We start from the raw sequence: 13,763 nt of genomic DNA on the forward strand, positions 1-13,763 counted from the left end.
TTTTGTGCTACCAGATGCCCTCTCCCGGCGGAGAGGGCGAAGGGATCAGTACTTGCCGCTGCGGTTAATTTTATCCAGATAGCCCATGACAAACGCCGACAGCACAAACGTCAGATGAATAATGACGTACCACATCAGTTTATTGTCCGGGATGTTTTTCGCATCCATAAATACGCGCAGCAGATGGATGGAAGAGATCGCCACAATCGATGCCGCAACTTTATTTTTCAGCGACGAGGCGTCCATTTTGCCCAGCCAACTGAGCTTCTCTTTGTGCTCGGCGATATCTAACTGTGAGACAAAGTTCTCATAACCCGAGAACATCACCATAACCAACAGCCCGCCCACCAGCGTCATATCCACTAACGACAGCAGCACCAGAATCAGATCGGACTCTGCCACTGAAAAAATATTGGGGAGAACGTGAAAAATTTCCTGGAAAAATTTAATGCTCAGCGCGACGAGTGCCAGCGATAACCCAAAATAGACGGGTGCCAATAACCAGCGCGAAGCATACATTGCGTTTTCAAAAAAGCGTTCCATAAAGTCCTGTCAGCAAGCGAAACCAGGCCGCATTATATCGCAGCGCGGTGAACTGTTTGCAACAACTTACCAACAAAGACCTTACACCTCTGAGGGATTAACCTGCGGGCGTTGATATTCCGGCCAGACGATTACCACCAAATCCGGATAGGCTTCAAGGCTAAACTCACGGAAACACTGACGCAGGTTCAACACATCAAGGTCAGAATAAGAGACCTTTTCGCCGTTAAGACAGCGTTTTTTGATATTGTCGTAATATTTATACACCGCTGAATTCAGGTCACTGCAACGGCGCTGAGCTTCAAAAAGGCCCGGCGTATCATTTATTTCCGTCATCTTCATTCGCTTAATTGTCGCATGAAGAAAATCGATATATTCGTGATTGACGCGCCAGTACCACACCGGTGTTATCGAATTCATCAGCAGCGAGAAATGATCTTCCCCCTCTTCCTTGGTCATAGGAATGGGCTGAGGCTGCTCGTCGAGTGACCGTGAGTCCTTCGTCTTATTGAACTCTCGCATCAATAAAAGAACGCCAGCGGTAAGCAAAAGCAATGTAATGACAGAATAAAAAATGCTGTTCATGGTTGGCTCCATTTTTTTTGATTTTAAATTTGCCTCATGTTATTGTCAACGAATCTCACGCCCTATCTAATCCTACCCGGTTGAAATTAAAGGAAATAAAAATGCTGCCCGAGAATCTCGTCCCGGTCAGGTTCCACATCGCCTCTGTGGTTCCAAAATCGGGGGAAGGAGAAAGCAATGCTAATTTCACTCAGGGAAAAAGAAAACTTTCCGATTTCGAAGCCGACATATTAATTGGTGTTACCCGTACCGGTAAATCACGTAATATGCTGCTGGAAGAGCACGACAGACATATTAAAGACCGACTGTTTCGCGTGATAAAGATCGAAGCTTTTGCGCATCTCCTTAACGACCTACAGGCCGAAGGTGAAATAGATGCCCAGACATTAAGTCAAATAATGGCTGAAAAGTCCGAACAAATAAATGAAGCAGGCAACGAAATTTGGCTTAATCTTATTACCAGAGAGAAAAACAACCCTATTTTTTATAAACTAGAGGATGATTAACGTGAAAGTAGTTGAAGATAATAACGTTTATTTGACTTTAGATAACCATAAAAGTGATGAGTTTATCTTAAAGCAAAATCTCGAAGCCCTAAAAAAACATAAAAATGACGAGATGGCCCGCATTGCACAAGACGTGGTATCGATCCCGGCAGCCGTCGTCCGTTTGAAATGGCAAAATCGTCATGAAATTTATTCTTTGCAGGTTAAAGAAGAAATCTACGGCGCGATGATTAATGCAGTGATGGAACTGAAGCCCGAATTGAAAGATAAAATCATGGGGCGCCTGGAAACAAATTACCAGTATTTACTGGCCCGTGAAACTGCAACCCTGCGCCTCTCCCGTAAACTGGCTGATGGCGGCTACCACACATCAAATGTCACCACGGTTGCACTGGATGAAGACGCGCTGACCTCTAAAACAGAGACTCCCTCGAACACGCCTTAGACTTCCCCCTCCCCTTGTGTCGCTTTATTCGCCCCGTCCGATCGTGTTCGGCATGGGATTAAGGATTATCCTGAATGATCCCTAAAGCCTGAATGAATCACCTAAGCTTAGTGTTTTACAACGCGAGCAAGGAGATTCCTTATGGCAAATCACCAGACAAAATTCCAGGATCCGACCACTCAGTATTACACCGGTGACTTCCCTAAACAGAAACAACCTGCTCCCGGCGTGCAATCGAAGATGACGCCCATCCCTGACTGCGGCGAGAAGACGTACAAGGGCAGCGGCAGGCTAAGCGGGCGCAAAGCGCTGGTCACGGGGGGTGACTCCGGTATCGGACGCGCAGCAGCGATTGCTTACGCACGTGAAGGTGCTGACGTGGCGATTAACTTTCTGCCCGCTGAAGAAGAAGATGCTCAGCAGGTCAAACAGCTCATTCAAGAAGCCGGCCGTAAAGCGGTGCTGATTCCAGGCGATTTAAGCGATGAGTCTTTTGCCCGGTCATTGGTGCATACCGCACATGACGCGCTGGGAGGGCTGGATACGCTGGCGCTGGTCGCGGGTAAGCAGACCGCTGTTGAAAACATTGCCGACCTCACCACGGAACAATTTAAAGAGACGTACGCGGTGAACGTGCTGGCGCTTTTCTGGATAACTCAGGAGGCGATCCCACTCCTGCCAGCCGGTTCCAGCATTGTGACGACCTCTTCGATTCAGGCTTATCAGCCCAGTCCACATCTGCTGGATTATGCTTCAACCAAAGCCGCGATCCTCAACTACAGCCGTGGGCTGGCAAAACAGGTTGCGGAGAAAGGCATTCGGGTAAATGTGGTCGCACCGGGCCCAATCTGGACGGCACTGCAAATATCTGGCGGTCAGACGCAGGAAAAAATTCCGCAGTTTGGCCAGCAGACGCCAATGAAACGCGCGGGGCAACCGGCGGAACTGGCGGCGGTGTATGTCTATCTGGCGAGTCAGGAATCGAGCTACGTCACGGCCGAAGTGCATGGCGTATGCGGTGGGGAACACCTGGGATAATCAGGCTCTGGACGCAAAAAAGCTGGCTTTCGCCAGCTTTTTTTCATTTCGCTTTGACTGTCTCTTCGCCAACTAAACCTATTTTGAGATAACCCGCCTGGTGCAGCGTGTCCATCACTTTCATCATGGTTTCGTAGTCGACGGTTTTGTCAGCCCGAAAGAAGACCGTGGTGTCTTTCTTTCCTTGCGTCATGGCATCGAGCGCGGGAATGACAGAGTCATCAGTCACCGGATCGTTGCCCAGGAACATCGATTTATCCGCTTTCACTGAGAGATAAATCGGTTTTTCCGGACGCGGCTGCGGCTGGCTCGAGGACGCAGGCAGATTGACCTTCACATCGACCGTCGCCAAAGGCGCGGCGACCATGAAGATAATCAGCAGAACCAACATTACGTCGATAAACGGCGTCACGTTGATTTCATGCATTTCGCCATTATCGTCCAGATTTTCATTAAGACGCATTGCCATGATTGATTAACCTAAACGCAGTTTCGAAGCAGCATGAACCGGCTTAACGTTGCTGGCGCTGAGGTCAAGATCGCGGCTTTGCAGGAGCAGAACCTGCGCGGCAACATCGCCCAACGTCGCTTTGAAGCTGCCAATCATACGGGCAAAGACGTTATAGATGACAACCGCAGGAATTGCTGCGATCAGACCGATAGCCGTTGCCAACAATGCTTCTGCGATGCCTGGCGCCACAACGGCCAGGTTGGTGGTTTGGGTCTGGGCGATACCGATGAAGCTGTTCATGATGCCCCAAACCGTACCAAACAGACCAACGAACGGGGAAATCGCACCGATAGTCGCCAGATAACCGTTACCGCGACCCATGTGACGACCTACGGCAGCAACGCGACGCTCCAGACGGAAGCCGGTACGCTCTTTAATGCCTTCGTTATCTTCACTGCCTGCGGAAAGTTCCAGCTCGTTCTGCGCTTCGTTCACTAAAATAGAGGTCAGGCTTTTCGCATGGAACGCCGACGTCATGTCATTTGCCTGATCCAGAGAGCGTGCCTCAGCCAACTGCTGTTGTTCGCGCTTCAGGCGACGCTTTTGGGAGATCAGCTCAACGCTTTTGCTGAAGAAAATAGCCCAGGTGATCACGGACGCCAGAATCAGGCCGATCATCACAATCTTAACCACGATGTCAGCATGTTGGTACATGCCCCAAACGGAGAGATCCGTCTGCATCAAATTATTACCCACTCTGTATCTCCAGGACGCAAATCACATTTTCTGAGCATAATAATATCAAAACCACATCGAATTGATAGTGGTTCTCATTAGTATTTACATACTGCCGTAATTTCCGCTCATTTTCCTTGCGCTTACACAGTAAAAATTTCTTATGCTTATTTTTTAGAAAATATTGTGCTTATTCGCTAAGCATCCGGGTGCAGAGTTTTCCATTCATGGTAGTCTGGACGTCCAGACGTATAAAACAGGTTTAGCGAACATGGCAGAGAAACATCTTGATACCACGCTTGTCCAGGCTGGACGGAGTAAAAAGTATACTCAGGGTTCGGTAAATAGCGTTATCCAGCGCGCCTCCTCGCTGGTTTTTGAAACCGTCGAGGCCAAAAAGCACGCTACCCGCAACCGCGCGAAAGGCGAACTGTTTTACGGGCGCCGCGGCACGCTGACCCATTTTTCGCTGCAGGATGCGATGTGCGAACTGGAAGGCGGCGCAGGCTGTGCGTTGTTCCCCTGCGGTGCGGCGGCTGTCGCAAACACTATTCTGGCGTTTGTCGAACAGGGCGATCATATCCTGATGACTAACACCGCCTACGAACCCAGCCAGGATTTCTGTACCAAAATCCTGACTAAACTGGGCGTCACGACCGGCTGGTTCGATCCTTTGATTGGTGAAGGGATTGCGGAGCTTATCCAACCGAATACGCGAATTGTGTTCCTGGAATCGCCCGGCTCCATCACCATGGAAGTGCATGATGTTCCGGCGATCGTTCGTGCCGTGCGTCGCGTCGCACCCGACGCCATCATTATGATCGATAACACCTGGGCGGCGGGCGTGTTGTTCAAAGCGCTGGATTTCGACATCGACATCTCCATTCAGGCCGCCACAAAATACCTGATCGGCCACTCTGATGGCATGATCGGCACGGCGGTGTCCAACGCCCGCTGTTGGGAGCAACTGCGTGAAAATGCCTATCTGATGGGACAAATGGTGGATGCCGATACCGCGTATATGACCAGCCGCGGACTGCGTACGCTCGGTGTACGCTTGCGTCAGCATCATGAAAGCAGTCTGAAAGTGGCCGAGTGGCTGGCGCAACATCCCCAGGTGGCTCGCGTTAATCATCCGGCGCTGCCGGGCAGTAAAGGCCATGCGTTCTGGCAGCGTGACTTTACGGGCAGCAGCGGCTTGTTCTCATTTGTGCTCAATAAACGTCTGAGCAATGACGAGCTGGCAACCTATCTGGATAACTTCACGCTGTTCAGCATGGCCTATTCCTGGGGCGGGTTTGAATCGCTGATTCTGCCGAACCAACCAGAACAGATTGCCGAATTACGTCCCGGCGGCGAAGTGGACTTTACCGGTACGCTGATCCGACTGCATATCGGTTTAGAAAATGTTGACGATCTGATTGCGGATTTATCGGCAGGTTTTGAGCGTATCGTGTAATGTGCAGGCTTAAACTGTACTCCCGAACCGTTTTATCTACGCCATGAGTAGAAAAGTCTGCATTTGTTGCGTCCGCGATCAACGCCAGCACGTAAAATGAGGAGTACAATAGCCGCATATAAGTTGTTCCACAGGAAAGTCCATGGCTGTCATTCAAGATATTATCGCTGCGCTCTGGCAACACGATTTTGCTGCGCTGGCGGATCCACACGTTGTGGGTGTTGTTTATTTTGTCATGTTCGCAACGCTGTTTCTGGAAAACGGTCTGCTTCCCGCATCGTTTCTTCCAGGGGATAGCCTGCTATTACTGGCAGGTGCGTTAATCGGTAAAGGTGTTATGGACTTCGCCCCTACCGTTGTCATTCTAACTTCAGCTGCGAGCCTGGGCTGCTGGTTGAGCTATTTACAGGGGCGATGGCTTGGTAACACCCGCGTGGTGAAAAGCTGGCTGTCGCAATTACCTGTTAAATATCATGAGCGGGCGACCTGTATGTTCGATCGTCATGGTTTACTGGCACTGTTAGCGGGGCGTTTTCTGGCCTTTGTTCGCACATTGCTGCCTACCATGGCGGGGATCTCTGGCCTGTCGAACCGTCGCTTCCAGTTCTTCAACTGGCTGAGCGCACTGCTGTGGGTCGGCGTGGTGACGTCACTGGGTTACGCCATCAGCATGATCCCGTTTGTGAAGCGTCACGAAGATCAGGTGATGACGTTCCTGATGATTCTGCCGATGTTCCTGTTAGTGGCAGGACTGGTGGGCACCATCGCGGTGGTCATTAAAAAGAAATACTGTAACGCCTGATCGAATGCCCTCTCTGCCGAGAGGGCAAATCTCACACTCCCTGCATCATCCTGATACGCGCCGCATCTTCCCCTGGCGTCACGCCGAAATAACGTTTGAACTCACGACTAAACTGCGAGGCACTCTCATAGCCCACGCGCATTGCCGCGGCGCTGGCCTTCATGCCGTCATGAATCATCAGCATGCGGGCTTTGTGCAGACGATAGCTTTTCAGGTACTGCAGTGGCGATGTGCTGGTGACCGATTTAAAATTATGATGGAACGCCGAAATACTCATATTCGCTTCTGACGCCAGCTCATCCACACTCAGGTTTTCGGTGTACTGGCTTTCGATACGCTTCAGTACGCGGCTAATGAGGCTAAAATGCGTCTGGCGGCTCACCAGCGCCAGCAGCGCCCCGCCTCCCGGCCCCATCAGCACATGATAAAGAATCTCGCGTACAATTTGCTTGCCGAGGATTCGCGCATCCAGCGGCCTTTCCATTACATCCAGTAAGCGCTCAATGGCGCACAAAATCTCCTCGGAGAGCGTAGCAGAGTTGATGCCGCTCGCCGCCATCGCAGGCTGGAAAAGCTCATCTTCACCGATATCCATCAATAGCTCCTGGAGCTGAAGAATATCGACATTGACCCGGATACCCGCCAGCGGAACCGCTTCTGTCGCGAAGGTTTCACATTCGAAGGGTAAAGGTACTGTCAGGAGCAAATATTCATTGGTGTCGTAGCGGAACACACGTTCGTTGATATAACCAATTTTATGGCCCGAAAAGAGAAAAACGATGCCCGGCTGATACATCACCGGCGTACGCGTTCCGGGCTGTGTACCGTATAACAGACGAATATCTGGCAGCACATCGTTGAGATTATTTTCTTTATCTTTCAAATTGTTAATTTTCTCAGTCAATTGCTGGCAAATCTCTTCGCGGTTCATCTGTACTTGCTCCTCCTACGGTTTCCATGGATGACAGTGTGCGCACTTTTTCGCATTTTCTCCAGCCATCTGTAGAAATGGGCAAGACAACGGCAGAAATGTGCATTGAGAGGATAGCGTCCGATAGCCACAATGATCACCATCAGGTAGCCCTCTTCGCCACCACGATTTTTCACCCACATAAGGGAACGAGCAATGAACAACTTTAATCTGCATACCCCCACCCGCATTCTGTTTGGCAAAAATGCTATCGCCGATCTGCGCGATCAAATTCCTGAAGGCGCTCGCGTGCTGATCACGTACGGTGGCGGTAGCGTCAAAAAGACCGGCGTGCTGGATCAGGTTTACAGCGCCCTGGAAGGCGTGGATGTGCGTGAGTTCGGCGGCATCGAGCCAAACCCGTCTTACGAAACGCTGATGAACGCAGTCAAGATCGCCCGTGAAGAGAACATCACCTTCCTGCTGGCTGTGGGCGGCGGTTCCGTCCTCGACGGCACCAAATTTATCGCCGCAGCCGCGCATTATGCCGATGGCGTGGATCCGTGGGAAATCCTGCAAACCGGCGGAAGCAAGATCACCAGCGCGATCCCGATGGGTTCTGTGCTGACGCTGCCTGCAACCGGCTCGGAATCAAACAAAGGCGCGGTGATTTCCCGTAAAACCACGGGTGATAAACAGGCCTTTATGAACGACCACGTTCAGCCGGTGTTTGCTATTCTGGATCCGGTTTACACCTATACGTTGCCGCCGCGTCAGGTTGCTAACGGTGTGGTGGATGCCTTCGTTCACACGGTTGAGCAGTACGTGACTTATCCGGTGAACGGCAAAATTCAGGATCGTTTTGCCGAAGGTATTCTGCTGACGCTGATCGAAGACGGTCCAAAAGCGCTGCAAGAGCCAGAAAACTACGATGTGCGTGCCAACGTAATGTGGGCAGCGACGCAGGCGCTGAACGGCCTGATCGGTGCAGGCGTGCCGCAGGACTGGGCAACGCATATGCTGGGACATGAGCTGACTGCGATGCACGGTCTGGATCACGCACAAACGCTGGCGGTGGTTCTGCCTGCGCTGTGGAATGAAAAACGTGACACCAAACGCGCCAAACTGCTGCAATACGCCGAGCGCGTATGGAACATCACTTCAGGCTCCGAAGACGAGCGCATCGATGCGGCAATCGAAGCGACGCGCAATTTCTTCGAGCAAATGGGCGTGCCAACGCGTCTCTCCGGCTACGGCCTTGACGGCAGCTCTATCCCGGCTCTGCTGGCTAAACTATCCGAGCACGGCATGACCCAACTGGGTGAACATCAAGACATTACCCTGGACGTGAGCCGTCGCATTTACGAAGCGGCACGCTAAGCGTTTTAGCATCTTGCCTTTCGTTTTTTGACTTTTCGTCCAGACTTAATGCACACCACATTTCCGGGGGCTCCCCCGGAAATGAGCAAATGGAGGAGGAAAAATGGCAAACCAAACCGTAATCAAGCTTCAGGACGGCAACGTAATGCCCCAGTTAGGGCTAGGCGTATGGAAAGCCGGTAACGACGAGGTCGTGTCCGCCATTCACAAAGCACTGGAAGTCGGCTATCGGTCCATCGATACCGCCGCCGCATACAAAAATGAAGACGGCGTAGGAACAGCGCTTGCCAGCGCCGGTGTCCCGCGCGATGAGTTATTCATCACCACCAAACTGTGGAATGACGACCAAAAACGCCCGCATGACGCCCTTCAGGAAAGCCTGGATAAGCTCCAGCTGGATTTCGTCGATCTGTATCTGATGCACTGGCCGGTTCCCGCGATCGATCATTACGTTGACGCCTGGAAAGGCATGATCGCGCTACAGCAGGCAGGGCTGGCGAAGAGTATCGGGGTGTGTAATTTCCAGGTGCATCATCTGCAACGGCTGATCGATGAAACGGGCGTTGCGCCGGTAATCAACCAGATCGAGCTTCACCCGCTGATGCAGCAGCGCCAGCTTCACGCATGGAACGCCACGCACAAGATCCAGACCGAATCCTGGAGCCCGCTGGCACAGGGTGGCGAAGGCGTTTTCGATCAAAAAATCATTCGTGAACTGGCCGAGAAGTACGGCAAAACCGTGGCGCAGATTGTCATTCGCTGGCATCTGGATAGCGGCCTGGTGGTGATCCCAAAATCGGTCACACCGTCGCGCATTGCCGAGAACTTTGACGTATGGGATTTCCGTCTGGATAAAGATGAGCTGGGCGAGATCGCAAAACTGGACCAGGGTAAACGGCTAGGCCCCGATCCGGATCAGTTTGGTGGTTAAGTTCTAGTACGCTGTTGCCCTCACCCCTGCCCTCTCCCACAGGGTGAGGGAGAAAAGCGAGCCCCTGGCGAAGGAGAAAGCCGAACGGTTCCCTCTCCCTACACGCGAGAGAGAAAGGTAGCCCATAGGCGAAGGAAAAACCTAAACGGTTCTCTCTCCCAATGGGAGAGAGAGAAAGGTAAGCCCACAGGTGAGGGGGAAACTTGAACAGTTCCCTCTCCCAGTGGGAGAGGGTTAGGGTGAGGGCAACACACCGCACTCACCCGTTTTTACGTTTCACACTTTTCTTCGTACCCGCCGCACCATTCGAACGCTGATGCACAATCGGCGTATGCTTGGTGAGTGCCGGGCGTGTGTGACGATTCTGACGACGTGCTTCGCGCATTTCATCCAGCGTTGGCGCAGGCACCAGACAATCGCGGCGTGAACCAATCAAATGCTTTTTGCCCATATCTTCCAGCGCCTGACGGATTAACGGCCAGTTTGCCGGATCGTGATAACGCAGCAGCGCTTTATGCAGACGGCGCTGTTTGTCGCCCTTCGGCACCACCACATCTTCACTCTTATAACCAATCTTACTCAGCGGGTTCTTGCCGGTGTAATACATGGTCGTGGAGTTGGCGAGCGGCGACGGATAGAAGTTCTGCACCTGATCCAGACGGAAGCGGCGCTGTTTCAGCCACAGTGCCAGGTTCACCATATCTTCGTCACGCGTACCGGGGTGCGCAGAGATGAAGTAAGGGATCAGATATTGCTCTTTGCCCGCCTGTTTGGAATAGGTGTCGAACAGCTCTTTAAAGCGGTCATAGCTGCCCATTCCCGGCTTCATCATCTTCGATAATGGGCCTTCTTCGGTGTGTTCTGGCGCAATTTTCAGGTAGCCGCCGACGTGATGGGTCGCCAGCTCCTTGATATAGCGTGGATCTTCTACCGCGATGTCATAACGTACACCGGAGGCGATCAGGATCTTCTTGATGCCCTTCAGATCGCGGGCGCGGCGATACAGATTGATCGTCGGCTCGTGGTTGGTGTCCATATGCTCGCAAATGCTCGGATAAACACATGACAGACGACGGCAGGTCTGTTCCGCACGCGGCGACTTGCAGCGCAGCATATACATGTTCGCCGTTGGGCCACCCAAATCGGAAATCACGCCGGTAAAACCCGGGACCGTGTCGCGAATGGCTTCGATCTCGTTCACAATCGACTCTTCAGAGCGGCTCTGGATAATGCGCCCTTCGTGCTCGGTGATTGAACAGAAAGAACACCCACCAAAACAACCGCGCATGATGTTGATCGAGAAACGGATCATCTCATACGCCGGAATGCGGCTATCGCCATACGCGGGATGCGGCACGCGCTTGTACGGCAGAGCAAATACGCTGTCCATCTCTTCGGTAGAGAGCGGAATTGCTGGCGGGTTGACCCAGATATAACGCTCGCCATGCTTTTGCATCAAGGCGCGCGCGCAGCCAGGGTTCGTTTCGTGGTGCAAAATACGCGACGCGTGAGCATACAGTACTTTGTCGCCTTTCACTTTTTCGAAAGACGGCAGCAGCACATAGGTCTTTTCCCATGGTTTAGGGCGCGGAGGCTGAACGACAACGGCTTTGGCCTCGGTCTTTTTCGGCTCAACCGGTTTGTTATCCGCGCACGGCAGATCATCACCGTACGGATGGGGGATTGGGTCGATTTTGCCCGGCATATCAATGATGCGGGAATCCACGCCGCTCCAGCCAGGGAGTGCTTCTTTCACCATAATCGCGGTGTTGCGCACGTCGCGAATATTGCCAACCGGCTCACCCTGCGACAGACGATGCGCCACTTCTACCAGCGGGCGTTCACCGTTGCCGAAGATCAGCATGTCAGCTTTAGAATCCACCAGCACCGAACGGCGCACGGTGTCAGACCAGTAATCGTAATGCGCGGTACGGCGCAGGCTTGCTTCGATTCCACCCAGGATGACCGGCACGTCTTTCCATGCTTCTTTACAGCGCTGGGTGTAAACCAAAGTGGCGCGATCCGGGCGTTTTCCCGCGACGTTATCGGCGGTGTACGCATCGTCGTGGCGCAATTTACGATCGGCGGTATAGCGGTTGATCATCGAATCCATATTGCCGGCGGTGACGCCGAAGAACAGGTTCGGTTTGCCGAGGCTCATGAAAGCCTCTTTGCTGTTCCAGTCCGGCTGGGCGATGATCCCTACACGGAAGCCCTGCGCTTCCAGCATGCGTCCACAGATGGCCATGCCAAAGCTCGGGTGATCGACGTACGCGTCGCCAGTCACCAGAATAATATCGCAGCTGTCCCAGCCCAGTTGGTCCATCTCTTCGCGGGACATCGGCAGGAAGGGCGCCGGTCCAAAACAGGCCGCCCAGTACTGGGGCCAGGAGAAGAGATCTCGATCCGGCTGGATCAAGGATATTGCGCTCATAATGCTTCCGAAGAAAAAATAAACAAAGGGCGGGGATTATACGCTGGAATAATGCGGGAAATGAAGGGGTATTATGCGGGCAGCTGCCCTCTCCCACAGGGAGAGAGCGAAAAGAAGATTACGGTGCTGGGTTCACCAGCAGCTGACCCACGGAACCGCGATCCGCCATTTCCAGCGTCTGGCTGTGGAACAGGAACGGGAAGTGAGGCCAGGAAGGCTGCCCGTAATAGACCAGCAGTTCGACCTGCCCGTCGACCCAAACGGTATCTTTCCAGCCCCTGTCTTCCGGGAACGGCATCGCCCCGTTGACGTTGCGGATCAGGAAGCTTACGCCTTCGATATGGAAGGCCTGGGGCATCTCCGCCCGCACCGTCCAGCGCTCCCACGTTCCTTGCTGAGCAGTGATATCAATGCGATTAATGTCCCACAGCGCACCGTTAATGCCCGGATCGTCGCCAAGACTGATATCACGACTGCGGACCGGCGTACCGCTCACGATCTCTTGCGGCAATAAACGCATCGGCAAACTGTCCGTCACCAGCGGTAACAAACCCGTTGGCCGCAGCGTCAGCACCAGTGTCGAGACCAGAATGCTTGATGGCTCAAAGAAGCCACGGATGCGATCCACAATGCTCGCCGCCTCGCCGCAGGTGATGGACACTTCATCACCGTTGGTCATGTCGACGAGAATTTCACGGCGTTCACCCGGCGCCAGCGCCAGCTGCTTGACGGACACCGGCGCAGGTAAAAAGCCCTGATCGCCAGAAATCACATGCAGCGCGCGGCCATCGCTCATTTGCAGTAAATAACGACGCGAATTGGAAGCGTTGAGCAAGCGCAGACGAACCCAGCCGCGAGAGACCTCGACATACGGGCTTTGCGCACCGTTGACCATCAGGATGTCACCGACAAACCCACCGCTGCCTGGCTCGCTGTACTCCGGCGTACCAAAGTTATCCAGGCGCTTGTCCTGAATAATGATCGGGAAATCGTCCACGCCGTAATGGTTGGGAATCGGCAGAGACTTGCTCACGTCATCTTCAACTAACCACATCCCGGCCAGGCCGTTATATACCTGTTGCGCGGTGCGGTTAGGTGTATTTGCGCGATACCACAGCGTGGAAGCGCTCTGACGGATTGGCAGAACGGGCGCCCAGTCGGCGCTCGGCGTCATCATACGCGCCGCGCCGCCAATCAGCGGGCCTGGTACCTGCAATCCACTGATCGTCATGGCGACATTTTCGGTCAGACGGTTGCTGTAAATCAGCTTCACGTCATCGCCGTTCCAGACGCGAATGGTCGGGCCAAGATAACGGCCATTCACACCCCATACCGCCGCACGCGTACCTTGGGTGAAGGACCAGTGCGAACGCTGCATGGTGAGAAAAAGGGGCTGACCGCGACGGGATTCGAGCAACGGCGGAATGGGCAGCGGCTGTTGCTGCCCGGCGGCGTTGGCTGTCAGCGGAACCGCGCCGGCACAAAGGGCGATTCCGGAAGCCTGAATAAACTGACGCCGACTGAGTGACATAATTGCTCCATAT

At 53.2% G+C, this 13,763-nt stretch carries 14 protein-coding genes; 7 read left to right on the plus strand and 7 right to left on the minus strand.

Features of this window, described 5'->3' with window-relative positions:
• Nucleotides 1-45: 45 nt before the first annotated feature.
• Nucleotides 46-543, minus strand: coding sequence for a TIGR00645 family protein (locus I6L74_RS04700; RefSeq protein WP_015960399.1), 498 nt, complete (start codon nt 541-543; stop codon nt 46-48).
• Nucleotides 544-624: 81 nt separating this feature from the next.
• Nucleotides 625-1,128 (minus strand): ESA_00282 family adhesion-associated protein, encoded by a 504-nt coding sequence (locus I6L74_RS04705; RefSeq protein WP_059177518.1) that lies wholly within the window; start codon nt 1,126-1,128, stop codon nt 625-627.
• Between the two features lie 101 nt (nt 1,129-1,229).
• On the opposite strand from I6L74_RS04705, the gene I6L74_RS04710 reads away from it, so the two are divergent.
• From I6L74_RS04710 to I6L74_RS04720, 3 genes are all read left to right on the plus strand, one after another.
• A complete protein-coding gene (locus tag I6L74_RS04710) occupies nt 1,230-1,634 on the plus strand; it encodes a hypothetical protein (protein ID WP_059177517.1) in 405 nt (134 codons plus the stop codon).
• Nucleotides 1,627-2,079, plus strand: a complete 453-nt coding sequence (locus I6L74_RS04715; RefSeq protein ID WP_059177516.1) for a hypothetical protein — start codon at nt 1,627-1,629, stop codon at nt 2,077-2,079. Before I6L74_RS04710 ends, I6L74_RS04715 begins: the two co-directional genes overlap by 8 nt.
• Before the next feature lie 141 nt (nt 2,080-2,220).
• Nucleotides 2,221-3,117 carry an SDR family oxidoreductase gene (locus I6L74_RS04720; protein ID WP_059177515.1) on the plus strand — a complete coding sequence of 299 codons (897 nt, stop codon included), beginning with the start codon at nt 2,221-2,223 and terminating at the stop codon, nt 3,115-3,117.
• A 43-nt stretch (nt 3,118-3,160) separates the two neighbouring features.
• Here the strand turns inward: I6L74_RS04720 and exbD are convergent, their stop codons facing one another.
• Nucleotides 3,161-3,586: a TonB system transport protein ExbD gene (gene exbD / locus I6L74_RS04725; RefSeq protein WP_059177514.1), complete on the minus strand. Its 426-nt coding sequence runs from the start codon at nt 3,584-3,586 to the stop codon at nt 3,161-3,163.
• A 6-nt stretch (nt 3,587-3,592) separates the two neighbouring features.
• The gene (exbB, locus tag I6L74_RS04730) at nt 3,593-4,324 is read right to left on the minus strand and encodes a tol-pal system-associated acyl-CoA thioesterase (RefSeq protein ID WP_059177513.1); all 732 of its coding nucleotides are present in this window, start codon (nt 4,322-4,324) and stop codon (nt 3,593-3,595) included.
• 250 nt (nt 4,325-4,574) lie between these two features.
• On the opposite strand from exbB, the gene metC reads away from it, so the two are divergent.
• Entirely contained in the window at nt 4,575-5,762 is a 1,188-nt protein-coding gene (gene metC, locus I6L74_RS04735; RefSeq protein ID WP_059177512.1) for a cystathionine beta-lyase, read from the plus strand.
• 142 nt (nt 5,763-5,904) lie between these two features.
• On the plus strand, nt 5,905-6,564 hold the full coding sequence (yghB, locus tag I6L74_RS04740; protein WP_059177511.1) for a DedA family general envelope maintenance protein YghB: 660 nt from the start codon (nt 5,905-5,907) through the stop codon (nt 6,562-6,564).
• 31 nt (nt 6,565-6,595) lie between these two features.
• Here the strand turns inward: yghB and I6L74_RS04745 are convergent, their stop codons facing one another.
• Entirely contained in the window at nt 6,596-7,495 is a 900-nt protein-coding gene (locus I6L74_RS04745; RefSeq protein ID WP_059177510.1) for an AraC family transcriptional regulator, read from the minus strand.
• Between the two features lie 195 nt (nt 7,496-7,690).
• Here I6L74_RS04745 and yqhD point away from each other — a divergent pair, with 195 nt between their 5' ends.
• Both yqhD and dkgA read left to right on the plus strand, forming a co-directional pair.
• Entirely contained in the window at nt 7,691-8,854 is a 1,164-nt protein-coding gene (yqhD, locus tag I6L74_RS04750) for an alcohol dehydrogenase (RefSeq protein ID WP_059177509.1), read from the plus strand.
• A gap of 103 nt (nt 8,855-8,957) precedes the next feature.
• On the plus strand, nt 8,958-9,785 hold the full coding sequence (dkgA, locus tag I6L74_RS04755; protein ID WP_059177508.1) for a 2,5-didehydrogluconate reductase DkgA: 828 nt from the start codon (nt 8,958-8,960) through the stop codon (nt 9,783-9,785).
• A 259-nt stretch (nt 9,786-10,044) separates the two neighbouring features.
• Here the strand turns inward: dkgA and I6L74_RS04760 are convergent, their stop codons facing one another.
• Nucleotides 10,045-12,219 carry a YgiQ family radical SAM protein gene (locus I6L74_RS04760; protein ID WP_059177507.1) on the minus strand — a complete coding sequence of 725 codons (2,175 nt, stop codon included), beginning with the start codon at nt 12,217-12,219 and terminating at the stop codon, nt 10,045-10,047.
• A gap of 118 nt (nt 12,220-12,337) precedes the next feature.
• The gene (ftsP, locus tag I6L74_RS04765) at nt 12,338-13,750 is read right to left on the minus strand and encodes a cell division protein FtsP (protein WP_059177506.1); all 1,413 of its coding nucleotides are present in this window, start codon (nt 13,748-13,750) and stop codon (nt 12,338-12,340) included.
• Nucleotides 13,751-13,763: the final 13 nt, after the last annotated feature.

Source organism: Lelliottia amnigena (genome assembly GCF_019047465.1).
Lineage (GTDB): Bacteria > Pseudomonadota > Gammaproteobacteria > Enterobacterales > Enterobacteriaceae > Enterobacter > Enterobacter amnigenus.

Bases quoted from the DNA above. Each gene is read 5' to 3' on its own strand.
- I6L74_RS04715 (WP_059177516.1), top strand. From the start codon at position 1,627: ATGATTAACGTGAAAGTAGTTGAAGATAATAACGTTTATTTGACTTTA.
- exbD (WP_059177514.1), bottom strand. From the start codon at position 3,586: ATGGCAATGCGTCTTAATGAAAATCTGGACGATAATGGCGAAATGCAT.
- ftsP (WP_059177506.1), bottom strand. From the start codon at position 13,750: ATGTCACTCAGTCGGCGTCAGTTTATTCAGGCTTCCGGAATCGCCCTT.
- yqhD (WP_059177509.1), top strand. From the start codon at position 7,691: ATGAACAACTTTAATCTGCATACCCCCACCCGCATTCTGTTTGGCAAA.
- I6L74_RS04720 (WP_059177515.1), top strand. From the start codon at position 2,221: ATGGCAAATCACCAGACAAAATTCCAGGATCCGACCACTCAGTATTAC.
- metC (WP_059177512.1), top strand. From the start codon at position 4,575: ATGGCAGAGAAACATCTTGATACCACGCTTGTCCAGGCTGGACGGAGT.
- I6L74_RS04760 (WP_059177507.1), bottom strand. From the start codon at position 12,219: ATGAGCGCAATATCCTTGATCCAGCCGGATCGAGATCTCTTCTCCTGG.
- I6L74_RS04700 (WP_015960399.1), bottom strand. From the start codon at position 543: ATGGAACGCTTTTTTGAAAACGCAATGTATGCTTCGCGCTGGTTATTG.
- I6L74_RS04705 (WP_059177518.1), bottom strand. From the start codon at position 1,128: ATGAACAGCATTTTTTATTCTGTCATTACATTGCTTTTGCTTACCGCT.
- dkgA (WP_059177508.1), top strand. From the start codon at position 8,958: ATGGCAAACCAAACCGTAATCAAGCTTCAGGACGGCAACGTAATGCCC.
- yghB (WP_059177511.1), top strand. From the start codon at position 5,905: ATGGCTGTCATTCAAGATATTATCGCTGCGCTCTGGCAACACGATTTT.
- I6L74_RS04745 (WP_059177510.1), bottom strand. From the start codon at position 7,495: ATGAACCGCGAAGAGATTTGCCAGCAATTGACTGAGAAAATTAACAAT.
- I6L74_RS04710 (WP_059177517.1), top strand. From the start codon at position 1,230: ATGCTGCCCGAGAATCTCGTCCCGGTCAGGTTCCACATCGCCTCTGTG.